Source organism: Curtobacterium citri (genome assembly GCF_030362955.1).
Classification (GTDB): Bacteria; Actinomycetota; Actinomycetes; order Actinomycetales; family Microbacteriaceae; genus Curtobacterium; species Curtobacterium citri.
Window position 1 is genome coordinate 353,826 of the sequence record NZ_JAUCML010000002.1, and the last position, 24,121, is coordinate 377,946.

Annotated in this window: 31 protein-coding genes and 1 riboswitch; of the genes, 12 read left to right on the plus strand and 19 right to left on the minus strand. The window is 72.1% G+C overall.

The window, feature by feature from the left end; translation table 11 throughout:
• Nucleotides 1-310: 310 nt before the first annotated feature.
• The 3 genes from gcvP to gcvT are packed head-to-tail and all read right to left on the minus strand — an operon-like array spanning nucleotide 311 to nucleotide 4,717.
• Nucleotides 311-3,235 carry an aminomethyl-transferring glycine dehydrogenase gene (gene gcvP / locus QUG92_RS04090; protein ID WP_289457759.1) on the minus strand — a complete coding sequence of 975 codons (2,925 nt, stop codon included), beginning with the start codon at nucleotides 3,233-3,235 and terminating at the stop codon, nucleotides 311-313.
• On the minus strand, nucleotides 3,232-3,609 hold the full coding sequence (gene gcvH / locus QUG92_RS04095) for a glycine cleavage system protein GcvH (RefSeq protein WP_069711655.1): 378 nt from the start codon (nucleotides 3,607-3,609) through the stop codon (nucleotides 3,232-3,234). Before gcvH ends, gcvP begins: the two co-directional genes overlap by 4 nt.
• Nucleotides 3,610-3,613: 4 nt before the next feature.
• The gene (gene gcvT, locus QUG92_RS04100) at nucleotides 3,614-4,717 is read right to left on the minus strand and encodes a glycine cleavage system aminomethyltransferase GcvT (RefSeq protein WP_289457760.1); all 1,104 of its coding nucleotides are present in this window, start codon (nucleotides 4,715-4,717) and stop codon (nucleotides 3,614-3,616) included.
• A 171-nt stretch (nucleotides 4,718-4,888) separates the two neighbouring features.
• Nucleotides 4,889-4,979, minus strand: a riboswitch (glycine riboswitch).
• 95 nt (nucleotides 4,980-5,074) lie between these two features.
• Here gcvT and QUG92_RS04105 point away from each other — a divergent pair.
• From QUG92_RS04105 to QUG92_RS04120, 4 genes are read left to right on the plus strand one after another with little or no spacing between them, the layout of a single operon-like run.
• Nucleotides 5,075-5,464, plus strand: a complete 390-nt coding sequence (locus QUG92_RS04105) for a BlaI/MecI/CopY family transcriptional regulator (protein ID WP_182047034.1) — start codon at nucleotides 5,075-5,077, stop codon at nucleotides 5,462-5,464.
• A gap of 13 nt (nucleotides 5,465-5,477) precedes the next feature.
• The gene (locus QUG92_RS04110; RefSeq protein ID WP_289457761.1) at nucleotides 5,478-6,212 is read left to right on the plus strand and encodes a M56 family metallopeptidase; all 735 of its coding nucleotides are present in this window, start codon (nucleotides 5,478-5,480) and stop codon (nucleotides 6,210-6,212) included.
• Nucleotides 6,213-6,259: 47 nt separating this feature from the next.
• Nucleotides 6,260-6,742 carry an FBP domain-containing protein gene (locus tag QUG92_RS04115; RefSeq protein ID WP_081985224.1) on the plus strand — a complete coding sequence of 161 codons (483 nt, stop codon included), beginning with the start codon at nucleotides 6,260-6,262 and terminating at the stop codon, nucleotides 6,740-6,742.
• A complete protein-coding gene (locus tag QUG92_RS04120) occupies nucleotides 6,739-6,993 on the plus strand; it encodes a hypothetical protein (protein ID WP_289457763.1) in 255 nt (84 codons plus the stop codon). The genes QUG92_RS04115 and QUG92_RS04120 overlap by 4 nt, the downstream gene beginning before the upstream one ends.
• Nucleotides 6,994-7,026: 33 nt before the next feature.
• Here the strand turns inward: QUG92_RS04120 and QUG92_RS04125 are convergent, their stop codons facing one another.
• Entirely contained in the window at nucleotides 7,027-7,905 is an 879-nt protein-coding gene (locus QUG92_RS04125) for a LysR substrate-binding domain-containing protein (protein WP_289457764.1), read from the minus strand.
• 68 nt (nucleotides 7,906-7,973) lie between these two features.
• On the opposite strand from QUG92_RS04125, the gene QUG92_RS04130 reads away from it, so the two are divergent.
• The 3 genes from QUG92_RS04130 to QUG92_RS04140 are packed head-to-tail and all read left to right on the plus strand — an operon-like array spanning nucleotide 7,974 to nucleotide 9,143.
• Complete coding sequence (locus tag QUG92_RS04130; RefSeq protein ID WP_289457765.1) at nucleotides 7,974-8,459, plus strand: GNAT family N-acetyltransferase; 486 nt, start codon at nucleotides 7,974-7,976, stop codon at nucleotides 8,457-8,459.
• Between the two features lie 22 nt (nucleotides 8,460-8,481).
• Nucleotides 8,482-8,937: a GNAT family N-acetyltransferase gene (locus tag QUG92_RS04135; RefSeq protein ID WP_289457766.1), complete on the plus strand. Its 456-nt coding sequence runs from the start codon at nucleotides 8,482-8,484 to the stop codon at nucleotides 8,935-8,937.
• 17 nt (nucleotides 8,938-8,954) lie between these two features.
• On the plus strand, nucleotides 8,955-9,143 hold the full coding sequence (locus QUG92_RS04140; RefSeq protein WP_069711663.1) for a hypothetical protein: 189 nt from the start codon (nucleotides 8,955-8,957) through the stop codon (nucleotides 9,141-9,143).
• Between the two features lie 11 nt (nucleotides 9,144-9,154).
• Here QUG92_RS04140 and QUG92_RS04145 read toward each other — a convergent pair whose 3' ends face one another.
• Nucleotides 9,155-10,342, minus strand: a complete 1,188-nt coding sequence (locus QUG92_RS04145) for a MalY/PatB family protein (RefSeq protein WP_069711664.1) — start codon at nucleotides 10,340-10,342, stop codon at nucleotides 9,155-9,157.
• Nucleotides 10,343-10,454: 112 nt separating this feature from the next.
• Between QUG92_RS04145 and QUG92_RS04150 the strand changes: the two genes are divergently transcribed.
• Nucleotides 10,455-11,231 (plus strand): isocitrate lyase/PEP mutase family protein, encoded by a 777-nt coding sequence (locus tag QUG92_RS04150; RefSeq protein WP_289457767.1) that lies wholly within the window; start codon nucleotides 10,455-10,457, stop codon nucleotides 11,229-11,231.
• 333 nt (nucleotides 11,232-11,564) lie between these two features.
• Nucleotides 11,565-11,852: a hypothetical protein gene (locus QUG92_RS04155; protein ID WP_182047026.1), complete on the plus strand. Its 288-nt coding sequence runs from the start codon at nucleotides 11,565-11,567 to the stop codon at nucleotides 11,850-11,852.
• Nucleotides 11,853-11,954: 102 nt separating this feature from the next.
• Here QUG92_RS04155 and QUG92_RS04160 read toward each other — a convergent pair whose 3' ends face one another.
• The 3 genes from QUG92_RS04160 to QUG92_RS04170 form a co-directional block, all read right to left on the minus strand.
• Complete coding sequence (locus QUG92_RS04160; protein WP_182047025.1) at nucleotides 11,955-12,302, minus strand: hypothetical protein; 348 nt, start codon at nucleotides 12,300-12,302, stop codon at nucleotides 11,955-11,957.
• A gap of 96 nt (nucleotides 12,303-12,398) precedes the next feature.
• Nucleotides 12,399-12,860 (minus strand): DUF8821 family protein, encoded by a 462-nt coding sequence (locus tag QUG92_RS04165; protein WP_289457768.1) that lies wholly within the window; start codon nucleotides 12,858-12,860, stop codon nucleotides 12,399-12,401.
• Nucleotides 12,861-12,923: 63 nt separating this feature from the next.
• Nucleotides 12,924-13,277 (minus strand): hypothetical protein, encoded by a 354-nt coding sequence (locus QUG92_RS04170; RefSeq protein ID WP_182047023.1) that lies wholly within the window; start codon nucleotides 13,275-13,277, stop codon nucleotides 12,924-12,926.
• A gap of 168 nt (nucleotides 13,278-13,445) precedes the next feature.
• Here QUG92_RS04170 and QUG92_RS04175 point away from each other — a divergent pair, with 168 nt between their 5' ends.
• Nucleotides 13,446-14,081 (plus strand): TetR/AcrR family transcriptional regulator, encoded by a 636-nt coding sequence (locus QUG92_RS04175; RefSeq protein ID WP_182047022.1) that lies wholly within the window; start codon nucleotides 13,446-13,448, stop codon nucleotides 14,079-14,081.
• 25 nt (nucleotides 14,082-14,106) lie between these two features.
• Here QUG92_RS04175 and QUG92_RS04180 read toward each other — a convergent pair whose 3' ends face one another.
• From QUG92_RS04180 to QUG92_RS04200, 5 genes are all read right to left on the minus strand, one after another.
• Nucleotides 14,107-14,490, minus strand: coding sequence for a DUF2510 domain-containing protein (locus QUG92_RS04180; protein WP_182047021.1), 384 nt, complete (start codon nucleotides 14,488-14,490; stop codon nucleotides 14,107-14,109).
• Nucleotides 14,487-15,014 carry a GNAT family N-acetyltransferase gene (locus QUG92_RS04185; RefSeq protein ID WP_289457769.1) on the minus strand — a complete coding sequence of 176 codons (528 nt, stop codon included), beginning with the start codon at nucleotides 15,012-15,014 and terminating at the stop codon, nucleotides 14,487-14,489. The genes QUG92_RS04180 and QUG92_RS04185 overlap by 4 nt, the downstream gene beginning before the upstream one ends.
• Nucleotides 15,015-15,017: 3 nt before the next feature.
• Nucleotides 15,018-15,293: a type II toxin-antitoxin system TacA family antitoxin gene (locus QUG92_RS04190; protein ID WP_182047019.1), complete on the minus strand. Its 276-nt coding sequence runs from the start codon at nucleotides 15,291-15,293 to the stop codon at nucleotides 15,018-15,020.
• 50 nt (nucleotides 15,294-15,343) lie between these two features.
• Nucleotides 15,344-16,417 carry a redox-regulated ATPase YchF gene (gene ychF, locus QUG92_RS04195; RefSeq protein ID WP_182047015.1) on the minus strand — a complete coding sequence of 358 codons (1,074 nt, stop codon included), beginning with the start codon at nucleotides 16,415-16,417 and terminating at the stop codon, nucleotides 15,344-15,346.
• A gap of 61 nt (nucleotides 16,418-16,478) precedes the next feature.
• Complete coding sequence (locus tag QUG92_RS04200) at nucleotides 16,479-16,679, minus strand: hypothetical protein (RefSeq protein ID WP_289457771.1); 201 nt, start codon at nucleotides 16,677-16,679, stop codon at nucleotides 16,479-16,481.
• 102 nt (nucleotides 16,680-16,781) lie between these two features.
• Here QUG92_RS04200 and QUG92_RS04205 point away from each other — a divergent pair, with 102 nt between their 5' ends.
• Nucleotides 16,782-17,426, plus strand: a complete 645-nt coding sequence (locus QUG92_RS04205; protein ID WP_289457907.1) for an exonuclease domain-containing protein — start codon at nucleotides 16,782-16,784, stop codon at nucleotides 17,424-17,426.
• 109 nt (nucleotides 17,427-17,535) lie between these two features.
• The gene (locus QUG92_RS04210) at nucleotides 17,536-18,294 is read left to right on the plus strand and encodes a GntR family transcriptional regulator (RefSeq protein WP_289457772.1); all 759 of its coding nucleotides are present in this window, start codon (nucleotides 17,536-17,538) and stop codon (nucleotides 18,292-18,294) included.
• Between the two features lie 38 nt (nucleotides 18,295-18,332).
• Here QUG92_RS04210 and QUG92_RS04215 read toward each other — a convergent pair whose 3' ends face one another.
• The 6 genes from QUG92_RS04215 to QUG92_RS04240 form a co-directional block, all read right to left on the minus strand.
• Nucleotides 18,333-18,740 carry a tautomerase family protein gene (locus QUG92_RS04215; RefSeq protein WP_289457773.1) on the minus strand — a complete coding sequence of 136 codons (408 nt, stop codon included), beginning with the start codon at nucleotides 18,738-18,740 and terminating at the stop codon, nucleotides 18,333-18,335.
• Between the two features lie 126 nt (nucleotides 18,741-18,866).
• A complete protein-coding gene (locus tag QUG92_RS04220; RefSeq protein ID WP_289457774.1) occupies nucleotides 18,867-20,069 on the minus strand; it encodes a Gfo/Idh/MocA family protein in 1,203 nt (400 codons plus the stop codon).
• Nucleotides 20,066-21,178, minus strand: coding sequence for a transaldolase family protein (locus QUG92_RS04225; protein ID WP_289457775.1), 1,113 nt, complete (start codon nucleotides 21,176-21,178; stop codon nucleotides 20,066-20,068). Before QUG92_RS04225 ends, QUG92_RS04220 begins: the two co-directional genes overlap by 4 nt.
• Entirely contained in the window at nucleotides 21,175-22,044 is an 870-nt protein-coding gene (locus QUG92_RS04230) for a sugar phosphate isomerase/epimerase family protein (protein ID WP_069711679.1), read from the minus strand. The genes QUG92_RS04225 and QUG92_RS04230 overlap by 4 nt, the downstream gene beginning before the upstream one ends.
• Entirely contained in the window at nucleotides 22,044-23,120 is a 1,077-nt protein-coding gene (locus tag QUG92_RS04235; protein WP_289457776.1) for a Gfo/Idh/MocA family protein, read from the minus strand. Before QUG92_RS04235 ends, QUG92_RS04230 begins: the two co-directional genes overlap by 1 nt.
• A gap of 33 nt (nucleotides 23,121-23,153) precedes the next feature.
• On the minus strand, nucleotides 23,154-24,107 hold the full coding sequence (locus tag QUG92_RS04240) for a sugar phosphate isomerase/epimerase family protein (protein ID WP_182047136.1): 954 nt from the start codon (nucleotides 24,105-24,107) through the stop codon (nucleotides 23,154-23,156).
• Between the last annotated feature and the right edge of the window lie 14 nt (nucleotides 24,108-24,121).

Below are 24,121 nucleotides of genomic sequence, written 5' to 3' on the forward strand. Positions count from 1 at the left end.
TTGCACTGTAGGCAGTGCCAGGACCCCCGACCAAACCCAGCGACCATCGGTTACAAACCGGAAACCAAGTTGCAGGATCGTTGCGAGAGGATGCAAGATTCGGGCGCTCGCGCCGGGGCCGTGCGGGTTTGTTGCTTCCGCATCGAACATGTTGCACGAGCGCACACCGTGTGCAAGACGAGCAGCCCTCGCCCGGAGCTGGAGCGCTCCCATCCACTCCCGGCCACGGAGACGGGTGTGCCCCGCCCGGATCACCGGACGGGGCACACGCTACGCGTTCGACGACGTCTCCGCCGTCGCGTGACGTCGATCAGGCGAAGGCCTCGATCGGCGGGCACGCGCACACCAGGTTGCGGTCGCCGTACGCCTGGTCGATCCGACGCACCGGGGGCCAGTACTTCCGGGCGCTGATGCCCGGGACCGGGTAGACCGCCTGCTCCCGCGTGTAGGGGTGCGTCCACTCCCCCGAGATCGCGGACGCCGCCGTGTGCGGGGCGTGCACGAGCGGGTTGTCGTCCGCCGGCCACTCCCCCCGCTCGACCGCCGCCGCCTCGGCGCGGATCGCCAGCATGGCGTCGACGAACCGGTCGAGCTCGGCGAGGTCCTCGCTCTCGGTCGGCTCCACCATGAGGGTGCCGGCGACCGGGAACGACATGGTCGGCGCGTGGAACCCGTAGTCGACGAGGCGCTTGGCGACGTCGTCCACGGTGATGCCCGACGTCTCGCGCAGCGGACGCAGGTCGAGGATGCACTCGTGGGCGACGAGCCCCGACTCCCCCGTGTAGAGCACGGGGAACGCGTCACGGAGCCGCGAGGCGATGTAGTTCGCGCCGAGCACCGCGGCCTCGGTCGCGCGCGTGAGCCCCTCGAGTCCCATCATGCGGACGTAGGTCCACGTGATCGGCAGGATGCTCGGGCTGCCGTACGGCGCCGCGGAGACCGGGCCGCCGGCGTGCGCGAGGCGGCCGTCGGTGCCGTCGGCCGACGAGCCCGGGCGTCGGTCGACCTGCTGCGCCATCGCGTGCCCCGGCAGGAACGGCGCGAGGTGCGCCTTCGCCGCGACCGGCCCGACGCCCGGGCCGCCGCCGCCGTGCGGGATGCAGAAGGTCTTGTGCAGGTTGAGGTGCGACACGTCGCCGCCGAAGTCGCCGAAGCGGGCGTGCCCGAGCAGGGCGTTGAGGTTCGCGCCGTCGACGTACACCTGGCCGCCGGCGTCGTGCACGGCGTCGCAGACCTCACGGACGTCGTGCTCGTACACGCCGTGCGTCGACGGGTACGTGATCATCAGCGCCGCAAGGGTCTCCGCGTGGGCGGCCGTCTTGGCGCGGAGGTCGGCGAGGTCGACGTTGCCGTCCTCGTCGCACGCCACGACGACGACCCGCATGCCGGCGAGGACGGCCGACGCGGCGTTCGTGCCGTGCGCGCTCGACGGGATGAGGCAGACCGTCCGGTCGAGGTCACCGCGCGAGCGGTGGTACCCGCGGATGGCGAGCAGCCCCGCGAGCTCGCCCTGGCTGCCGGCGTTCGGCTGCAGCGAGACGGTGTCGTAGCCGGTGACCTCGGCCAGCCAGGTCTCGAGGTCGCCGATCATGTCGAGGTAGCCCTCGACGTCCGACCGGGGCGCGAACGGGTGCACGTTCGCGAACTCCGGCCAGGTGACCGCCGCCATCTCGGTCGCCGCGTTGAGCTTCATCGTGCAGCTGCCCAGCGGGATCATGCCGCGGTCGAGCGCGTAGTCCTTGTCGGCGAGGTGCTTGAGGTACCGCATCATGCGGGTCTCGCTGCGGTGCGCGCTGAACACGGGGTGCGTCAGGTACTCGCTGCTCCGCAGCAGGTCGGACGGGAGGCCCGTGGCCGCGTCCCGCACGGCGGCCTCCGCCGCCGGGACGGTCGCGTCCACGACCCCGAACACGTGGGCGAGCGCGCTCACGTCGTCCGGCGTGGTCGTCTCGTCCACCGAGAGCTGCACGGTGTCGGCGTCGACCAGGTGGAGCAGGTACCCGGCGTCGCGCGCTGCGTCGATCACCGACTCGGCACGTCCGGCAGCACGCAGGGTGAGCGTGTCGAACCAGTGCTCGTGCACCACCTCGAACCCGGCGTCACGAGCCACCCCGGCGAGCGCCGACGTCGTCCGGGCGACCCGGTCGGCGATGAAGCGCAGCCCCTCGGGCCCGTGGTAGACGGCGTACATCGACGCCATCACGGCGAGGAGCACCTGCGCGGTGCAGATGTTGCTCGTCGCCTTCTCGCGACGGATGTGCTGCTCGCGGGTCTGCAGGCTGAGGCGGTAGGCCATCTGCCCGTCGGCGTCGAAGGACACCCCGACCAGGCGACCGGGGAGCTGGCGCTCGAGTCCGGCACGGACGGCGAGGTACCCGGCGTGCGGGCCGCCGAAGCCGAGCGGGACGCCGAAGCGCTGGCTCGTGCCGACGGCGACGTCGGCGCCGAGGTCGCCCGGGCTGGCGAGGAGCGTCATAGCGAGGAGGTCGGCGGCGACGACGGCGATGCCGCCGCCGGCGTGCACGCGCTCGATCGTGCGCGACGGGTCGACGATCCGGCCGGAGGCGCCCGGGTACTGCAGGACGACGCCGAACGCACCCTCGAGCTGCTCGTCCGACGGACCCTCGACGGGGTCGAACCCGCGCAGGGCGATGCCCACGGCGTCGGCGCGGTGGTCGAGCAGGGCACGGGTCTGCGGCAGGAGGTCGGCGTCCACGAGGAACGCGTCGCCCTTGACCTTCGACGCGCGCCGGGCGAGCAGCATGCCCTCGACCACGGCGGTGCCCTCGTCGAGCATCGATGCACCCGCGGTGGCCATGCCGGTGAGGTCGGACACCATCGTCTGGAAGTTGATGAGCGCTTCGAGGCGGCCCTGCGAGATCTCCGGCTGGTACGGCGTGTAGGCCGTGTACCAGCTCGGGTTCTCGAGCACGTTCCGCTGGATCACCGCGGGCGTGAGGGTGCCGTGGTATCCGAGGCCGATCATCGCGCGACGGACGGTGTTGCGGCCGGCCTTCGTGCGGAGCTCGGCGAGCGCCTCGGTCTCGCCGACGGCGGCGGGGATCGTCGAGCGCTCGGCCGGAGCGGCGTGGATCGACGCCGGGATCGCCGCGCGGACGAGGGCGTCGAGCGAGGGCTGTCCGACCGCGTCGAGCATGACCTGCTGGTCGGCGGCCGTCGTGCCGATGTGCCGGTCGGCGAAGGACGTCTGGAGGTTCTCCTGTGCCCGGGTCATGCGATCGACGCCCGGTACGCGTCGTGGTCCATCAGGTCCTCGGGGAACGAGGTGCCGTCGACCTTGAGCTTGACGAGCCAGCCGGCACCGAACGGGTCCTGGTTGACGGTGTCGGGGGCGTCGACGACGGCGTCGTTGATCGCGACCACCTCGCCCTCGATCGGGGCGAAGAGCTCGCCGACGCTCTTGGTCGACTCGATCTCGCCGATCTGCTCGCCGGCGGTCGTCGCGGTGCCCACGGCGGGCAGCTCGACGTAGACGACGTCACCGAGCTGCTCGGCGGCGTGGTCGGTGATGCCGACGGTGACGGTGTCGCCCTCGACGAGGATCCACTCGTGGTCGGCGGTGTACTGGAGTGCGGTCTGGTCGGTCACGGTGTCAGCCTCTCGGAGTGCGACGGTAGAAGGGGAACGGGGTGACGATGCTGGGGATCGCGGTCCCGCGGACGTCGATGTGCAGGAGCTGTCCCTCGCCGGCCACGGCCGGGTCGACGAAGGCCATGGCGACGGGGTGTCCCAGCGTCGGCGAGAGCGCCCCGGAGGTGACGGTGCCGACGACCTGCCCGTCGTGCACCACGTCGTACCCGGCGCGCGGCGCACGGCGTCCCTCGGTCACGAGGCCGACGAGCACGCGGGCGTCCTCCGCGGGCTGTACGCCGGCGTCCCCGACGAACGACCCCGAGGTGGCGACGACCCGACCGAGTCCGGCCTGTGCCGGACGGACGGTGGGGTCGAGCTCGTGCCCGTAGAGCGGCATGCCGGCCTCGAGCCGCAGGGTGTCGCGGGCGGCGAGTCCGGCGGGCACCACGCCGCGGTCGGCACCGGTCTCGAGCAGCGCGTCCCAGATCACGGTCGCGACGTCGGTGTCGCTGTAGATCTCGAAGCCGTCCTCGCCCGTGTAGCCGGTGCGCGCGACGAGCACCTCGGCGCCGTCGAACAGCGCGTGCAGGACCCGGTAGTAGCGGAGCTCGTCCAGCGGGGTCTCGGGCTGCAGACGATCGGCCACGACCAGCGCGTCGAGCGTGCCCGCCGCGGCCGGACCCTGGATCGCCACGAGGGCGGTGCTGTCGGAGTCGTCCGACACGACGACGTCGAAGCCCGCGACGCGTTCGGTCAGGGCGTCGACGGCGACGACCCGGTTCGCGGCGTTCGCGACGACGAGGAAGACGTCCTCCCCCGTGCGGTAGACGACGAGGTCGTCGAGGATCCCGCCGTCCTCGGCCAGGAGGAGCGAGTACTTCGCGCGGCCGACCGGCATCGCGCCGAAGGACCCGGCGAGCGCATGGTCGAGGAACGCCACGGCGTCGGGGCCGCTGACTCCGACCTCGGCCATGTGCGACAGGTCGAAGACCCCGGCAGCCGTGCGCACCGCGTGGTGCTCGGCGAGGTCGGACGAGTACCGCACGGGCATGCGGTAGCCGGCGAAGTCGGTGAAGGTGGCGCCCGCGGCCTCGTGCGCGGACTCGAGTGGGGAGGAACGCATGACGGAGTTCTCCTGGCATCGGCAGGACCCGACGGACGTCGTCGGGTGGGAACTCCCCCTCTGTCATGGGCCTGAGAGTTTCACCGCGGCCCGTGAGGTCCGGCGGCTTTCACCGTGGGCGAGACACCGCGGACGCCCGGGCGGGGACGCGTGCCTGCTTTTCAGAGTGGCCTGTCCGCTGCGGTGTGGGACCTGAGAGATTGACGGGGAGGTTGCTCCTTCGGTGCCGTGCGCGTGCGCTCGGCTCTCCCGCGGCGGGTGATCGGCCGGTGTTGAGTTGTGCTGCGACGAGCATACCGATCCCGCGTTTCGGGCATGTGTCGCGGCCGGGCGTTCGACGTCTCGTAGAATGCGGGGATGGCAGGACAGCGATCGCGCCCCCGCGGGCAGCTCGAACAGGCCGTCCTCGAGACCCTGCGCGCCGCGGCGGACGGCGGCGACGACTCCGGGTGCACCGCGCGGCAGGTCCTCGACGCCTTCCCGGAGCCGCGCCCGGCGCTGACCACCGTGCTCACCGTGCTCGACCGCCTCGGCCGCAAGGGCCAGGTCGAACGGCGCGAGCACGACGACGCCCCGCTGACCTTCCGCGCCGTGCACAGCCGGGAGCAGCAGACCGCCTCGCTCATGTCGAGCGCGCTCGCCGCCGCGTCGGACCGCGAGGCCGCGCTGCTGCAGTTCACCGGGTCGCTCGCCTCGGACGACCTCGACGTCCTGCGCCGCGCCCTCGACGCCCGAGCCCGCTCCTGACCGGAACTGAGCAGTGGTCGTCGCCGGAGTCGCCCTCATCGCCCTCGCCCTCGTCGTCGTGGTGGTCGCCCCGCGCGTCCTGACCCGGTCCGCCTGGACGATCGACCGGCCCCGGACGGCGCTCGTCTCGTGGTCCGTCGCGGTCGTGCTGGGCGTGGTCGGCTTCGTGGTCGGGGTCGCCCTCGTCGTCGTGGCCGACCGCCCGCTCGACCCCTTCCGGCTCGCCGAGTCCCCGACGCACGGCCTGAACCTCGGCGTCGCGCTCCTCGGCGTGGCCGCGTTCGTCGTCGCGGTCCGCGTCCGTCCCGGCGCCGAGCACGAGGCGGTCCGGCAGGCGATGCGGTCCGGCGCCGCGCCGCACCGCGAGATCGACGGCACCCCCGTCGCGCTCGTCGAGGCGGACCACGCGCTCGCCTGCGCGGTGCCCGGTCGCGCGGGCGGCGTGCTCGTGAGCACCGGGCTCGCGGACCTGCTGCGGACCGACGAACTGGAGGCCGTGGTCGCCCACGAGCGCGCCCACCTGACCCAGCGCCACGCGGTCGCCGTCGCGGTCGCCGAGTCGATCGAGCGCGCGGTCCCGTGGGTGCCCGGCGCGCGCGCCATGGCGCGCTCGACGCGCGTGCTCGTCGAGTTCGCGGCCGACGACGCGGCGGCCCGACGCGTCGGACGCGACGCCCTGCGCCGAGCGGTGCTCGTGGCGGACGGGACGAGCGCGCTCGGGGCGATCCGCGCCTCCCGGCTGGGCTGACGACCGCCGCGCGCACGTCGGCGGTGAGGCATAGGGTTGCAGGCACCGTGAAGCCACTGACCGAAGCAGACATCCGTTCGTCGTTCGTGAACGCCACCCCGGACGAGCTCGAGCAGCTCCCCATCCCCGGCCTGCACGAGATGCTGTGGGACGAGCGCGAGTTCCTCGGCTGGCGCGACCCGCAGGCCGCCCGCCGCGGCTACATCGTGTCCTGGATCGACGACCGCCCGGTGGGCATCGTCGTCCGGTCCGCCGGGGGCTCGCTCCGCCCGGGCATCGCCGCGATGTGCTCGTTCTGCCACTCCCCGCAGCCTGCGACGCAGGTCCGCCTGTTCTCCGCCGCCCGCGCCGGCGAGTCGGGCCGGAACGGCAACACCATCGGGTCGTACATCTGTGAGGACCTCGGCTGCTCGATGCTCATCCGCACGGCGCCGCCGCACCTCAACCCGCCGGCGACGATCGCGATGCGCGGCGAGGCACTGCTCGGGCGCGTGCGGAACTTCACCGAGGACGTCGCGAAGACCGCGTGAGCCGGTTCGACACCGCTCGCTGGGCCGTCGTCGAGGAGCAGGGCGACGGCCGCTGGAGCCTCAGCATCCGCGACGAGGCCGACGACGAGCTCGCCGCGCTCGGCCTGGGGGTCGAGGGCGCGTGGGACCCGGACGTCGAGCCGCACGTGGCGTTCGTGCTCGTGCAGCTCGGGCTGGCGCTGCGCGGTGCCCGGCCGTGGCACGAGGACGAGCTCGGCGACCAGCGCGCTCCGGTGCTGCCGCTCGGCTGAGGGCGTCCGGCGCCGCGAGCGTCGGGCGCGCGGTCAGGACCCGGTCGCGGCGATGAAGTTCCGGAGGATCTCGCGGTCGTCGTCGGCCCGGACCGCCCACACCAGTTCGCTGCGGTGCGGGTCGTCCTGCAGCGGGAGCAGGACGACGGAGTCGGGTGCCGCGAGCGTCGCGCTCTCCGGGGCGATCGTCACGCCGAGCCCCGCACCGACGAGGTGCAGCACGGTCGCCCAGGTCGTCGCCTCCTGCACGACCTCGGGCCGCCGTCCGTCGTCGACCACGGGTGCGAGGTTGCGCTCGGTCGCGACCGCACCGGCGACCGCGGGGAAGAACACGAACGGGTCGTCGACCAGCTCGGTGCCCCGGATCGCCGCCCGGTCCGCGAGCCGGTGTCCGCGCGGGACCGCGGCGACGAACCGCTCGGTCCGGAACGGCAGGAAGCGCACGGCCGGGTCCGGGTCGGGGTCGCGCAGGACCGCCAGGTCGAGCTCGCCGCGGACGATCCGGGCGAGGAGCGTCGACGAGTAGCCCTCCGTCAGCTCGACGCGGACGAGCGGGAACCGCTGCCGGAAGGCCTGGACGCGCTCGATCGGCCCGAGCGGCAGCGCTGAGACTACGAACCCCACGTCGAGCCGTCCGGCCTCGCCGCGCCCGACGCGGACAACCTCGTCGAGGTCCCGCTGTGCCTGGTCGAGCAGCGACCGCGCACGGCCCTGGAGCACGCGCCCCGCTGCGGTCAGCGCGACGCTCCGCGACGTCCGCACGAACAGGTCGACGCCGAGGTCGCGCTCGGTCCGCCGGATCTGCTGCGAGAGCGCGGGTTGCGCGATGCGGAGGCGCTCGGCCGCCCGCCCGAAGTGCAGCTCGTCCGCGACGGCGAGGAACGCCCGCAGCTGCCGGAGGTCGACATCCATGCACGCAGCATATCGATCAGCACGAACGAGTATTGGACGCGACTGCGTCGTCGATCGAGGATGGACGCATGCCCGACGCGACGCACACCCTCACCATCGCTGAACTGTCCTCCGCCGCCGACGCCGAAGCGTTCCGCACGCTCAACGAGGCGTGGATCGAGCGGTACTTCACGCTCGAGGACGAGGACCGTGCGATCCTCGGCGACCCCGTCGGCCGCGTCGTCGAGCCCGGCGGTGCGGTGTTCGTCGCACGCCTCGACACCGAGGTCATCGGCTGCATCGGGATCATGCCGGTCGGCGACGGCGTGGTCGAACTCGTGAAGATGGCGGTCTCGCCCGCGCACCAGGGGCACGGCACCGGCCGGAGGCTCATCGCCGCCGCCCTCGACCGTGCTCGGGCGCTGGGCGCGCGCCGGGTCGCGCTCGAGAGCAACAGCGGTCTGGCGAGCGCCGTGCACCTGTACGAGGCGTTCGGCTTCCGCCACCTCGACCACGACGAGGTCGCACCGAGCCCCTACGTCCGCGCCGACGTGCACATGGTGCTCGACCTCTGAGCGCCCGCCAGCGTCGACCCCGATGGACATCCGGCCACGCTCCGAGTCCGACCTCCCGCGGGTCGTCGACGTACTGCGTCGGACGCACGGGGGCGGCTACCCGGCACGGTGGCCCGACGACCCCGCCGCGTGGCTCTCCCCGCCCGGTCACCTGGCCGCCTGGACCGCCACGGTCAACGACGACCCGGTCGGCCACGTCGGCCTCGCCGTTCCCGCGGTCGACGAGCCGCCCCTCGTGACACGCCTGTTCGTCCACCCCGACCACCGCGGCCGCGGCCTCGCCGATGCGCTGCTCGGGACCGTCGAGGAGTCGGCGGCCGCGCCGGTCCTGCGGCTCGACGTCACCGAGGAGACCCCCGGTGCCTGGCGGCTGTACGAGCGCCGTGGCTGGCGGATGACGCACCGGGTCCCTGCCGACTGGTCGAAGCCGGACGGGTCGGTGCCGGTGATGCGGTGGTACGAGAAGCGGCTGCGGTGAGCCGGTACGCTCGCCGCATGGCGACGTACGAGGTGCAGGCCGTCCGTGAGCGCGGCGTGTGGCAGGTGTTCATCGAGGGGACCCCGATCACCGAGGTCCTGCGCTGGTCGTCCGTCGGCCCCGTCGCCCGCGAGTTCCTCGCCATGGACCGGGACGACGACCTGCGCATCCGCGTCGTCGGGCGCAACCAGTACGTCGACGACTGACCGCCGCTCGCTCAGGCCACGTGCCAGACGAGCCCCTCCTGCGCGCCCGACGGGTACGCCGCCGCGATGCGGAGCACGGCCTCGCGCAGCGTCTCCGGTGAGCACGCCAGGTTGAGCCGCGCGAACCCCCGCCCCTGCGCACCGAATCCGAGCCCGGAGTTGAGCGCCACGTACGCGTGCTCCCGCAGCGGCACCGCTGGGTCGTCCCCGAGACCGATCCCCCGAAAGTCGAGCCACGCCAGGTACCCTGCGCGCGGCCTGGTGTAGACGACCCCGGGCAGGTGTTCGGCGAGCAGTGTGCCGAGCAGCCGCTCGTTCGCCACGATCCGGGCGACGACCTCGTCGAGCCAGTCGGTGGCCAGGGTGAAGGCCGCCAGGTTGGCGTGCAGCCCGAGGATGCTCGTCCGGCAGGCGACCTCCTCCCACAGCGTGTCGAGGAGGGCCGCCGTCCGCTCGTCGCCCGCGACCATGACCGAGCACTTCACGCCGGCGAGGTTCCACCCCTTGCTCGCACTCGTCACGCAGACGCTGCGGGCACCCGCGGCCTCGGCGACCATCGCGAACGGGGTGAAGCGGACGCCCGGGTGGGTCAGCGGCGCGTGGATCTCGTCGCTGATGACGAGCACGTCGTACCGTGCGGCGAGCTCGGCGAGCGCGACCAGGTCGGCGCGGTCGTGCACGAGGCCCATCGGGTTGTGCGGGTTGCAGAGCAGGAACACCCGGACGCCGTCGGCGAAGGCCCGTTCGAGACCCGCCAGGTCGAGCCGGTAGACGCCCCACTGCTCGGCGAGCGGGACCTCCTCGACCCGACACCGTGCCTCCTCGACGAGCTCGAAGAACGGCGGGTACACCGGCGGCGTGATCGCCACGCGGCCGCCGTCGGGCAGCGCGAGCCGCAGCGACTCGACGATCCCGACGCTCACGTCGGTCGCCAGGTGCACGCGGGACGGGTCGACGTCCCACCCCCACCGCTCGCGCGCGAACTGCGCGAAGGCCGGTGCCAGCGGTCCCGGTCCGTCGAGGTACCCGAGGTCCGACTGCTGCACGCGCTCGACGAGCGCCTGCCGGATCGCCGGGGCGACGTCGTGGTCCATCTCGGCGACGAACAGCGGCAGCACCTCGGGTGCGTAGCGCGTCCACTTGATGCTCGTGCGCACCCCGCGGAGCGTCCCGACCGGGTCCTGCTCGTCGTCCGCCATGCGTCCCAGGATGCACCGGCCGCAAGGTTCGGTGCGAGTCCGCCCGTCATCCCGCGTCGTCTTCCGGTCGCCGCCCGGGCGCCGCAGGGCTCGGCCGCATAGGTTCGGCTCCATGAGCACGAGCACCGCCGACAAGGCCACCACCCTCAAGCAGCTGCACGAAGCCCCCGAGATCCTCCGCGTCGTCAACGTGTGGGACGCGATCAGCGCGAAGGTCGTCAGCGACCTGCCGGAGACGAAGGCCGTCGCCACGGCCGGGCACTCGATCGCCGCGAGCGCCGGGTACGACGACGGCGGGATGCCGCTCGACGTCGCCCTCGCGGGCGCCGCGACCATCGCCGCCGCGACCGACCTGCCGGTCACCGCCGACCTCGACGACGGCTACGAGGACCCGGCGGAGACGATCCGCCGGGCGATCGCCGCCGGGATCGTCGGCGCCAACGTCGAGGACCGACTGCGCCCCTTCGACGAGGCCGTCGCACGCGTCGCCGCGATCACCGCCGCGGCGCAGGCCGAGGGCATCGACTTCCAGCTGAACGCCCGGACCGACGCGATCGCCCGCGGCGGCGACCGGCCGATCGACGAGAGCATCGAGGACGCCATCGCGCGCGGAAAGGCCTTCCTCGACAACGGGGCAGCCCTCGTGTTCGTGCCGGGTGCGATCCAGCGCGACGTGGTCAAGCGTCTCGTGGCCGGGCTCGGCCGCGGCAAGCTGTCGGTGATCGGTCTGCCCGGAGCCCTCCCCGCCGCCGAGTACCAGGAGCTCGGCGTGGCCCGCATCTCCTACGGCCCGCTGACGCAGCGCGTCGCGCTGCGCGCGCTCCGTGACCTGGCGACCGACCTGTACGGCGACGGCGTCGTGCCGGAGGACACCCCGGTCCTCAACTGAGCACCGACGACGGACGGGAGGCGCGGTACCAGCGGGTGCCGCGCCTCCCGTCCGTCGTGTGGTCGTCCGTGATCTCCTGGACGTTCCGGAGCAGATGCCGTATAGTGTCTGGTTGGTGCACTGCAGCGAACCCATCTGACTCGCGCACACCAGCCCGTCTCGCCACCGACCCGCCGGGTCGCATTCCACCGAGACCACCGCTCGATCCGAACGGACGAGCAGCACGTCGAGACACGACGTGCGCACCCGCAGCCGATGCGTCGTGCCGGACCACGCCGGTCCGCCGACCAGAGCACGGCCGGGTGCCGAACGACCAGGAAGTACCGCACCACCATGACCAGCAACGATCGCATCACCATCTCCGGGACCGCACTCGCGGCGCCCGTGATCTCCCCCGACCGCATCGCCGAGTTCCCCGTGCGCGACGACCGCTCGCAGCGCGAGTACCTCGTCCGCATCCCGGCCGACGACCTCCGCCTGTTCGTCACCCGTGACGCCCGCCTGGCCGTCGACGGCGAGGCCGGCTGGACCGTGCCGGGCCGCTCCTGGCGGGGCGAGTCGAGCCGGACCATCCTGCTCGCCCGCCGCGTCGACCAGCGCGAGCTCGCCCTGGCCGCCTAGGCCCGTCCCGCCCGCACTGCCGGGCCCGACACCACGAACGCCGTCGGCTCGAGCCGGCGGCGTTCGTCGTTCCTGCGTGGTCGTCGGGCGTCCGGGTCGACGTCAGGCGTCCGTGTGCGCCGACGGCTCCTCTGCGCCGCGGAAGCGCACGCCGCCGTCGGCATCGACGGGACGCTCCGGGCCGGCGCGCCGTGCCGCATCGCGGAGCCGCCGGATGAAGGCCGGGTCCTCGGGTTCGAGTTCGTCGTCGGGCGCGATCGTCACGCAGAGCTCGCTCGCCGGGCCGACCAGCAGGATCGACGTCGACACGGAGCCGTCGTCGCCCACGCTCGGCACGGTGATCGTGTCCGTGCGCGCGTTCGCACCCAGCACCGCCGCGTAGTCGGCGACGGCGTCCGCGATCAGGTCCCCTGTGAGGATCAGACTGGCGTCGTAGTGGATGTACTTCACGGTCCCCTCCTCATCTCTCCACCGACGGTAGGTTTCCGCACCTCCACGCCGTCCGGAGTGTGCGTTCCGTGGCCAGGGCGGATCAGAGCTGGTTCGTCAGTACTCGCCCTTGACGACGAAGTAGGAACCGCGGATCGTCCCGGCGAGCTTCGACCGCTGCCGCGCGAACTTGAAGGCGTGCAGTTCCTCGGGCTCGTCCATCCCGTCCGAGAGCTTGAACCCGACCGCGCGCTTGCCGCCCGCCTCGAGCGCGTAGAGGACGTTGATCGACAGGCCGGACTCGTGGAAGACGTACGTCCACCGGACGCCCTCGACCTCGAACTGCGTCGCCTCGAGCACCGGGGACGCGATGACGATCGCGCGCTCATCGCGCAGGACCCGGGCCACGTACTCGATGAGCTCCGGCACCTCGGCCGCCGGGTGCGTCGTGAAGACGTGGTCGTACTTGTTCCGGAAGTACCGCGCCTCGTTCGCGCGGAGCCCGGCGAGGGCGTCGGCCACCGGGGAGGACTCGAGGCCCTCGGTGGACACGGTCACGAAGTCGACGACGTTCGGCACGGCTGGTCCCTCCTCGGACGGGTTCAGCCACACCGTACTGCGGCGGGCCGGACCTGTGGCGGTTCAGACCTGTGGCGGATCCGTGCGCAGGCGCTTCGCCTCGGGCTCGTCCGAGTGCGACGACGCCGCGTCGGAGAACCGTCCGCCGCCGACCGCCGTGGTCCGACGGGCGAGCTCGTTGACGAGGTCCTCGTCCTCCGGCTCCAGCTCGTCGTCCGGCGCAGCCTCGACCATGATCTGGGACGCCGGGCCGAGCAGCACCTCGGCCGTCGTGCCGTAACCCTCGGCGTCGGCGGTCGGGATCTCGACGATGTCCGTCGTCCCGTTCTCGCCGAGCGCCGCGGCGTAGGCGAGCACCGCCTCGGCGATCGCATCGCCGGTCAACACTCGGTTCTCTCCGTAGACCACGTACTTCACCTGTCCATCGAACGCGGCCCCGACGAGCCGTACTCAGGAACGGGCACGATCCGGGGGACACCGGGAGACGCGACCCGTGCGCCACGCCGATCGCGCCAGAGCGCGGAGAACGGCTCTTCCCAGTTCTGGGGGTGGTCGCGCACCCCCGGCGACCGGTGGACTGATCGCATGCGATCGTTCCAGCCCCTCGACACGTCCGCGCTGCTCCGGGTCGAGGTGGTCGCCGCCATGATCCGCGTGCTCCGCGCCAACGCACTGCACGAGGTGTCCTACGAGCACGTCGCCGTCGAGGCGGGTCAGACCGTCGAGGTGGTCACCGAGGTGTTCCCGACCTGGGACGGACTGCTGCTCGCCACCATCGACCAGTGGAACGACCAGCGGACCACGCCCCTGCTGCCCATCGCCGAACGGAGCGGCACCATCGTCTTCCTCCGGGCGATCGTCGGCGCGAACGTCGCCGATCCCTCGCTCATGCGCTTCCTCACGTCCACGCTGAACATCGCCGCAACGCCGCACCACCCGCTCGCACCGATGCTGTACATGCGGTGGCGGAAGTTCCACGGCTTCGTCCTGCAGTCGCTGCAGCACGACATCCAGGTCGGGCGGGAGCCGCAGACCATGGAGCCGGCGCGCGGTGCCGAGCAGCTGCTCGCGACCTACGAGGGGCTGCAGCTGCAGTCGATGGTGCGGCCCGAGATGGACCTGCTCGAGTCGTACGACCGCGCGGTCACCCGCCTGCGCGAGGGCTGGTCGCGCGAGTACGTGCCGCCGGTGTGGGACCTCGAGGTCATCGGCGGGTACTGACCCCGCCGTCGAGCCCCGACGGCCGTCAGACCAGGCGCTCGAACACCATCGTCGCCTGGATCCGGTCGCCGCCGCCGAAGCCCGTGCTACCGGAGGTCGTCGTCGTGATCGTGTGCAGGCGGTAGCCGAGCCGTGCCTGGGCGTTGATGGCGTCCTCGAGCTGGGTCAGGTTGTTCGACCCCTTGCCGAGGAGCCGCTCCTTGAGGACGACCTGCAGGACGACGTAGTCCATGCCCGCAGCGCCCGAGCGGGGACGCGCGCCGGCGTCGGCCTCGGCGCGCAGGCGGTCGACCAGCCCCGGGCCCGCGGGCGTCGGACCGTCCTGCACCTGCTCGGTCCAGGCGGAGCCGTCCCACCAGCGGGTCGCCCCGGAGCCGTCGTCGTACCAGCCGGGCTGCACGTTCGTCATGCGTCCATCCTGCCGGAGACCGCGGCGACCGTGGCTTCCGCGTCGGTGAGCAGCAGGAACAGGCAGCGCGCCGTCTCCGGGATGAGCACGAAACCGAAGCGCTCGTAGAAGCGGACGGCATCGTCGTCGAGCGCGTACACGATGATCGCCCGAGCACCGACGAGCCGCGACGCCTCGATGCTCTTGACGAGTGCGTCCTGCAGCAGGCTCGCTCCGAGCCCGAGGCCCTGGAAGTGCACGTCGACCGCCAGACGTCCGATCAGGACGACGGGGATCGGATCGGGCATGTTCCTGCGGAGGGCGTCGGGTGCCTCGCCCGCTCGGAGCGAGCTCGCGGCGAGGCAGTAGTACCCGGCGATCCGGCCGGTCTCATCGTCGATCGAGACGAACGTGCGCGACGCTCCGCCCGCTTCGTTGCGGATGGCCCGGACCTGCAGCCAACTCGTCAACGAGGGCCGACCGCAGTCGAAGGTGCTCGTGTCGTCGTGCTCGGTGACGGCACGGGGACGCCGGAGTACCGCCATGCGTCAGTCGACGAAGACGCTCGGGCGGGCGAGGAGGTCGGCCAGACCGGAGACGGATCGGGCCGGTCGGTCGAGGAGCGCCGAGAACGCCTCGAAGCTGCTCGCCGACATGGTGATCTCGCGCTCGCGCCGGATGGTGTCGGCGGCGTGCTCGACGAGGGCGCTCACCGAGAAGTCCGTCACCGATCGTCCGCTGATCGCTGCAGCGGCTTCGATCTCGCGCTTCTGGTCCGGCGTGAGACGGAGGTCCAGCCGGTCCGACTTCCTCGTGTCGACCATGGCACGAGTGTACGGCAGATCTCCGTACATCGGCTCGGCACCGACGATGATCAGTTGTTGAAGCGGAACTCCACCACGTCGCCGTCCTGCATGACGTAGTCCTTGCCCTCGATCCGGGCCTTGCCGTGTGCCCGTGCCTCGGCGATCGAGCCCGTCTCCATGAGGTCGTCGAACGAGATGACCTCGGCCTTGATGAAGCCCTTCTCGAAGTCGGTGTGGATGACGCCGGCAGCCTGGGGAGCCTTCCACCCCTTGCCGATCGTCCACGCCCGCGACTCCTTCGGTCCGGCCGTCAGGTAGGTCTGCAGGCCGAGGGTGTCGAACCCGATGCGTGCGAGCTGGTCGAGACCGGACTCGGTCTGCCCGGTCGACTCGAGGAGCTCCGCGGCGTCCTCGGGGTCGAGCTCGATGAGCTCGGACTCGACCTGGGCGTCGAGGAACACGGCCTGCGCGGGCGCGACGAGCGCGGCCAGCTCGGCCTTGCGGGTCTCGTCGGTCAGGATCGCCTCGTCGACGTTGAAGACGAAGATGAACGGCTTGGCGCTGAGGAGTCCGAGCTCGGCGATCGGCGTCAGGTCGATCGAGGTCGCGGACAGCAGCGTGCCGGCCTCCAGGGCGGCCTTCGCCTCCTGTGCGGTGGCGAGCACGGCCGGTTCGGCCTGCTTGAGCTTCACGGTCTTCTCGTACCGGGGCAGGGCCTTCTCGACGGTCTCGAGGTCGGCGAGGATCAGCTCGGTGTTGATGACCTCGAGGTCGTCCTTCGGCGAGACCTTGTTCGCGACGTGCACGACGTCGTCGTCGGTGAAGCCGCGGACGACCTGCGCGATGGCGTCGGCCTCGCGGATGTTGGCGAGGAACTTGTTGCCCAGGCCCTCGCCCTCGCTCGCACCCTTGACGATGCCGGCGATGTCGACGAAGGACACCGGCGCGGGCACGGTCTTCTCCGACCCGAAGAGCTCGGCGAGCTGGTCGAGCCGGGGGTCGGGCAGGTTGACCACACCGACGTTCGGTTCGATCGTCGCGAACGGGTAGTTCGCGGCGAGGACCTGGTTCTTGGTCAGGGCGTTGAACAGGGTCGACTTGCCGACGTTCGGGAGACCGACGATTCCGATGGTGAGAGCCACGGGAGCACAGCCTACCGGCGGCCGCCCGTCGGGGCCGACCCGGGCCTCCAGACCGACGGGGTCAGGACGGCCAGACCCCCGAGAAGAACGCCACGACGGAGAGCAGGAGGCCCTGCGCCGTGCCGACCACGATGAAGGCGACGGTGGCACCGACCGCGACCAGGGCCACGCCGAGCCCGACGGCCCGCCCGGCGTCGTGCGCTCCCGCCTCGACACGGTGCGCGCTCGCGATCAGGTCGTCCATCTTCCCCGGTTCCCCCATGCCGTGAGCTTACGTCACGTCCGCACCGGCCACCAGGGTCACGAGCCGCAACGCCGAGGGCACGACCGGGTGATGTCGGAACCCCGTGCGACGATCGGGCCCGTGCCGTTGAACTTCACCGCCATCGACTTCGAGACCGCGAACAGCTCGCCCGCGAGCGCCTGCTCCGTCGGTCTCGTCAAGGTCCGCGGCGGCCGCGTGGTCGGCCGGGCGTCCTGGTTCATCCAGCCGCCGGCCGGGCACGACACCTTCCTCGAGTGGAACACACGCATCCACGGCATCGTCGAGTCGGACGTCGTCGGCGCCAAGGGGTGGGCCGAGCAGTACCTCGACATCGTGGCGTTCGCCGAGGGGGACGTCCTGGTCGCGCACAACGCCCGCTTCGACATGGGGGTCATCGCGGGCGGGTGCGCGGCGACGGGCACCGAGCTCGCGGAGCACCACTCGCTCTGCTCGCTCCAGGTGGCGCGCAAGACCTACACGCTCGACTCGTACCGGCTCCCGATGGCGGCACGGGCGGCGGGCCACGTCGGGTTCCAGCACCACGACGCGTCCGCGGACGCCGAGGCCTGCGCGGCGATCGTCGTGCACGCCGCCGGGGTGCACGGGTGCGACACGGTCGAGGCGCTCGGCGCCGCGACCCGGGTGCACGTCGCGCCGGTGCGGGCGCGGACGGAGCAGCCCCGCGCGGCGGGACAGCCGCGGCAGCCGCGGCTGTCGAACCGGCCGATGATCTTCGCGGACTGACGCCGGAGCGCGCCCGGGCGGCGCTCCGGGTGGCCGAACGGCCGGTGGTATTGTCACGACAATGCCGCCCGGGCGCCCTCGTCGGCGCCGTCTCCCCCGAAGGACCGCGATGACCAACGAAGGCCAGCTGCCGTCCGACCTGTTCATGGACCTGGACCGGTCGGGTCCGATGCCCCTGTACTTCCAGGTGGCCTCACGCCTCGAGGAGTCGATCCGCTCGGGCGCCCTGCCGCCCGGCGCACGCCTCGAGAACGAGATCGCGCTCGGGGAGCGGCTCGGGCTGTCGCGTCCGACCATCCGCCGGGCCATCCAGGACCTCGTCGACAAGGGACTGCTCGTCCGCCGTCGCGGCATCGGGACACAGGTCGTGCACGGACCGGTCACCCGCAAGGTGGAGCTGACGAGCCTGTACGACGACCTCGCACAGGGGGCGCAGGCCCCGACGACGCAGCTGATCGCGCGGGACGACGTCGTCGCCCCCGACGTCGTCGCCGAGGCGCTCGGCCTCCCCGCGGGCACCACCGTCGCCCACATCCGACGGGTGCGCTTCGCCGAGGACGTCCCGATGGCGGTGCTCGAGAACTACCTGCCGCCCGAGTTCACCGACGTCACCGACGAGGACCTGCGGTCCCACGGGCTGTACCAGCTCCTGCGTGGACGGGGCGTCACGATGCGGGTCGCGAAGCAGCGCATCGGTGCGCGAGCGGCCAGCGGCGACGAGGCCGACCTCCTCGAGATCGAGGACGGCGACCCGGTGCTGACGATGAGCCGGACGGCGTACGACGCATCGGGCCGGGCCGTGGAGTACGGCGTGCACTGCTACCGCCCGGACCGCTACTCGTTCGAGGTCACCCTCGTCGACAAGTAGCCCCGACGAGGAGCCCCGCCGACGCGTGAGCCGGCGCCTCACCCCGCGGCGGGCACCCCGAGCTCACCGGTCACGTACTGCGCGCGGCCGAAGCCGAACGACCAGTCCTGGGGGCCGTTCTCGACGTAGCCGATGAAGACGTCCTCGCTCGCGACGCCGACCTCGGCGAGCCGGTCGTGCACCGCTCGGTACAGGCCCTGCTTCGCCTCGTCGCTCCGCCCACGCTGGGTGAAGACCTGGATGACGACGACGCCCGCGGTGCGCTCGAAGCCGAGGCCGGCGTCCTGGGCGATGATGTGCTGCGCGGGGTGCTCGGTGATCACCTGGAAGCGGTCGCGCTCCGGGATCCCGTACTCGGCCACGATGGCGGTGTGGATCGCGTCGGCGATCGCACGGACCTCGTCGGGGGTGCGGCCGGTGGCGAGGTCGATACGGACGAGCGGCATGGTGCCTCCTGGTTCGGGAACTTTGTCCTTACATAATATCCGACCCGGGTCCGGAAGTCGCCCCGTGACGGACGGGAGGCGCGGTGCCGGTCCGGCACCGCGCCTCCCGTCCGTCGGCCCGCGCGTCTACATCACCGGTGCCGCCGCGTCCGTCGTCACCGGCCCGTCGACGCGGGCCACGTCGTGCCACGCCCCGTCGGCGATGGACGCCTCCGCCGCCTCGACGATCGACGCGGCCGCCAGGCCGTCGGCGACCGACGGCGCGAGCTGCTCCCCGCGTCGGACGCTCGCGACGAACTGCGCCGCCTCGATCGTCTTCAGGTCGTCGTAGCCCATCGCGGTGCCCGCGCCCGGCTGGAAGCGGGCGAACTCGCCGTCGCCGGGTGCGACGTAGTGGGTGGCGTACCCGTCGACCTCCTGCCCGTCGAGGAACACCTGCAGTTCGTTCAGACGCTGGAAGTCCCACCGCACCGAGCCCCGCGTGCCGTAGACCTCGAGCGTGTACTCGGCGTGCGGCCCGCGCATCACCCGGCTCGAGTCCATGGTGCCGACGGCACCGTCCTCGAAGCGGAACAGCAGGGCCGCGTAGTCCTCGTTCTCGACCGGCTTCCGCTCTCCCGTCGCCGCTGCCGAGCGGTCGACGATGCCGGCACCGGGCAGCGGCCGCTCGGTGATGAACGTCTCCGCGAGGGCGCTGACGCTCGCGATCCGACCGACGACGTACTGCGCGAGGTCGAGCCCGTGCGACAGCAGGTCTCCGAGCACACCGGAGCCGGCGCGCTCCCGTTCGAAGCGCCACGTCAGCGCGGCCGCCGGGTCGGACGAGTAGTCGGCGAGGAGCGAACCGCGCACGTTCGTGATCCGGCCGAGCCGTCCGCTCCGCACGAGCTCACGGGCACGCTCGACCGCGGGGGCGTGCCGGTAGTTGAAGCCGACGCTGGTGATCACGCCGGCGCGCTGCACGGCCTCGTGGATCTGCCGGGAGTCGCTGGCGTACCGGCCCATCGGCTTCTCGATCCAGAACGGCTTGCCGGCCTCGGCCGCGGCGACGGCCATCTCGCGGTGCAGGAAGTTCGGCGAGCAGATCGAGACGACCTCGACCGCGGGGTCGGCGAGGACCTCGTGCCAGTCGGCGACGGCGCGCTCGTACCCGAGGCGCGTGACGGCCTGGTCGCGCGCGGCCTCGACGGGGTCCGCGGCGACGACGAGCCGCGGCTGCACGCCGAGCTCCGGGAAGTGGTCCGGCAGGGCCCGGTACGCGCGGGAGTGCAGCCGCCCCATCCACCCGACCGAGACCAGGCCGACGCCGACGGTGTCCACGCTGCTCATGCGGCGGGGACGATGATGTCCCGCACCAGGGCGTCGAGCTTGGCGTCCGCGTCGAGGAACTGGCGCAGCGTCGTGACCGTGGCACCGAAGCGGTCGAACTCGTCGACCGTCATGCCGTCGACGTCGTAGCCGCGGGCGAACTCCGGCGTCGCGGCCCGCAGCGCCGCGATGACGTGCGCCGGCACCTCGTCGTCGATGGCGTCGGGGCGCCACGGGAACGCGTTCGCGTTGATGTCCCGCGACCACTGGAACGGGGGCGACACGACGAGGTCCCCGCCCTGGAACTCCGACCACTGCAGGGCGTTCCGGAAGGCGGCGACGAGGACCCGGGAGCGGAAGCCGCGCTCCTGGAACACCCGGTAGGCGTTCTTCACGGCGGCGACGCCGGCCCACTCGAGGATGCCGGGGTCGACCATGACGTGGTCCCGCTTGACGACGGTCTTCAGCCAGTCGTCGAACCGGCCGGCCATCAGCGTGACGACGTGCCCGAACTCCTGCTCCGGCAGCCCGTCGGCGGTGCGGCGGTCGAGGGCGCGCTCGATGGCCTCGCCGACGGCGACGACCTGCGCCACCGTGAACGAGACCGTCGCGTTGATCGAGACCCCGCGGTACGCGGCCTCCTCGATCGCGGCGATGCCGACCGCCGTGGCCGGGATCTTCACGATGATGTTCGGGGCGAGCTGCGAGAACCGCACGGCCTGCTCGACCAGGGCGTCCCGGTCGCGGTGCAGGCGCGGGTCGGTCTGCATGCTGAGCCGGCCGTTGCGCCCGCCGGAGGCCTCGAACGCCGGGAGCAGCTGCGCGGCCGCGGCGATCGAGAGCTCCTCGACGGCCTTCCACCCGATCCACGACTCCCCCGCGGTCGGGTGCTCGGCCGCGATCGCCCGGATGCGCGGCTCCCAGGTCGCCGGATCCTGCTGGATGCACGTGTAGGCGATGACCGGGTTGCACGTCGCGCCGACGGCGCCGTACTCGGCGATCGCGACGGCCAGCTCGTGCGGGTCGGCCGAGTCGTTCCACAGTGCGGTCGGTGTCTGCGTCGCGGCCTGCAGGGTGACGGGCCGGGCGTCGACGCCGGTGGACGCCGGGGTCTCGAGGGTGTCGGTCATCGGGTGAGTCCCTTCGTGATCGTGTCGAGCTGGAACCGGGACACCGCGTCGGCGTCCTCGTCCTCGGCGAAGACGCTGGACACGGCCACGGTGTCCTCGCGGGCGGTGAACCCGACGCGGTCGAGTGCGGCCCAGAAGGCGTCGAAGTCGACGTCCGCCGCGCCGACCGGCAGGTGCTGGTGCACGCGGACCGGGTTGCCGGGCGGGTTGGTGATGTACCGGAGGCCGTGCGACCGGGTGTGGTCGTAGGCGTCGGCGACGTGGACGAGCTGCAGGGAGTCCCCCGCGGCGTCGATGACCTCGTCCATGTTCCCGCCGTAGTGGAACGTGTGGCAGGCGACGTAGACGAACCCGACGTGCTTCGAGTTGAGCCCGCGGATCACCCGGAGTGCCTCGAGGCCGTCCTCGACGAAGTCGTCGGGGTGCGGGTCGATGAGCACGCGGAGCCCGGCGTCCTCGATGATCGGCAGGAGCTCCTCCATCGAGCGGTAGAAGGCGTCCTCGGACTCCTCGGCGCGCTCGGGACGACCGGAGAACTCCGTGTTGATCGTGTCCACGCCGAGACGCTTCGTGATCTCGATGACGCGTTTCCACTTCGTGACCGCCGCCTCGCGGGCGTCGCGGTCCGGGCCGGACCAGCGGAGCACCGGCAGCACGGAGGCGACCTGCACGCCGGCGTCGCGGCACGCTGCGGCGAACGCGTCCACGAGGTCGTCGTCGGCCTTCGGGTGCCGGAAGAACGGGATGAAGTCGCGGTGCGGCGTGAGTTGCAGGTACTCGTACCCGAGGTCGGCGACCTTCCGCGGGAACTCGAGCAGCGAGAGGTCGTGGTGGTACGGGGTCGGGTCGAGGGCGATCTTCGGCATCAGGCCCCCGCGAGCGCACCGGTGACGGCCGTCTCTCCTGCCGTCTCGCCTGCCGTCTCGTAGAACGCGGGCTTCGCGACCGCGTACTCGACCGACTCCAGCGCGCCGGACTGCTGCGCACGGACCGCGACCTCGGCGACGACGGAGGCCGTGTAGCCGTCCCAGGCGCTCGGGCCGTCGATGCCGCCCGTGCGGGCGGCGTCGACCCAGCGCTGCACCTCCTCGTCGTAGGCGGCGCCGAAGCGCTCCTTGAACGACGGGGTGACGCCCTGGCCGGTCGCCCCCGCGGCGACGACGGTCGCGGAGGTGTCACGACCGATGTAGGCGACGCCGGACTCGAAGACGGCGTCCGTCGTGACCTGGTAGCCGAACTGGGCGTTGACGTTGATCTCGACGATCGCCATGGTGCCGGACTCCGTGGTGAACAGCACGAACTGCGGTTCGGGCAGGTCCGCCGGCGCGAGCGAGTTCTTCCGCGGCTTCTTGACCTCGACCGCGACGATCGGCTCCCCCGTCAGGAACGGGATGATGTCGATCTCGTGGATGACCGAGTCGTGGATGAGCATCGACTCGCTGAAGTTCGGCGGGGTCGTCGGGTTGCGGTGCGCGTGGTGCAGGGCGAGCAGTGCGCCGTGGGCACCGGACTCGCGCAGCGCCCGGAGCTCCTGGTACCCCGCGTCGAAGCGGCGCATGAAGCCGACCTGGATCACGGGACGGGCGGCGTGCTGCTGCTCGAGCTCGACGATGCGCAGCGAGTCCTCGGCGCTGGTCGTGAGGGGCTTCTCGCACAGGACCGTGAGGCCGCGCTCGAGGGCCGTCACGAGGATCGGCTCGTGCAGGAAGCCGGGCGTCGCGATGATGACGGCGTCGATGTCGGTCGCGTCGAGGGCCTCGTCGAAGGACGCCGCGGTGACGGCGCCCGGTGCGAGGTCGGCGGCAGCCCGGGCGCGGGCCTCGTCCGGCTCGACGACGGCGACGACGTCGGCGTTCGAGATCTTCGCGGTGATGCGACGGACGTGGTCGGCGCCCATCATGCCGGCGCCGACGACGGCGACGCGGAGGTTCTGCGTGGTCATGGTGGTGTTCTCCCGGGGGGTGGTGACGGCGCGTCAGGAGGCGCGGGCGGCGGAGGTGGATCCGAAGATGTGCTGGAAGGTGCGCTCGGCGATCGGGCCGGGAGCGTCGACCGAGCAGCCGTACATGTCCTGCTCGACGATGCCGAAGACGTCGGGGTTGATCGCCGCGACCGCCTCGATGATCGGGGCCAGCTCGGGCGTGCCGTGCGGCGGCTCGGTCATGATCCCCTGCGCGACGGCGGTGGCGAACGGCACGTCGTTCTTCAGCACGTCGAACAGCAGCTCGGTGTCCACCTGCTTGAGGTGCAGGTACCCGATGCGGTCCGGGTGCTCGGCGATGAGCCGGAGGTTGTCCCCGCCGTAGTAGGCGAAGTGTCCCGTGTCGAGGCAGAGGTTCGTGTACTCCGGATTCGTCACCTCGAGGAAGCGCACGGTCTCGCGGTACGTGCCGACGTGGCTGTCCGCGTGCGTGTGGAACTGCTGGTGGACGCCGTACTCCTCGAGCAGCGCCTTGCCGAGCTGGTCGTGCCCCTTGCCCAGGCGCTCCCACTGCTCGTCGGTCAGCGTGCGCGCCTCGAGCACCTCCGAGGTTGCGTCCGAGCGCCAGAGGTCCGGGATGGTCACGAGGTGCTCGGCACCGAGTGCCGAGGCGAGGCCGGCCACCGCGACCGCCTGGTCCCACGCGCGCTGGAACTGGTCCTCGCCCTTGTGGAACCCGGTGAAGACCGTGCCGGCTGAGAGCCGCAGCCCGCGGGACTCGAGCTCGTCGGACAGCTGCGCCGGGTCGGTGGGCAGGTACCCGTACGGGCCGAGTTCGATCCACTCGTAGCCGGCCGCAGCCGCCTCGTCGAGGAAGCGCTGCCACGGCACCTGGGCGGGGTCGTCCGGGAACCAGACGCCCCACGAGTCGGGCGCGGTGCCGATCCGGATGGAGGCGGGCGGTGCGTCCGTGGACGGGGTGCCGGCGGGGGTGGCGGTGTCGGTCATGACGTCGCTGTCGC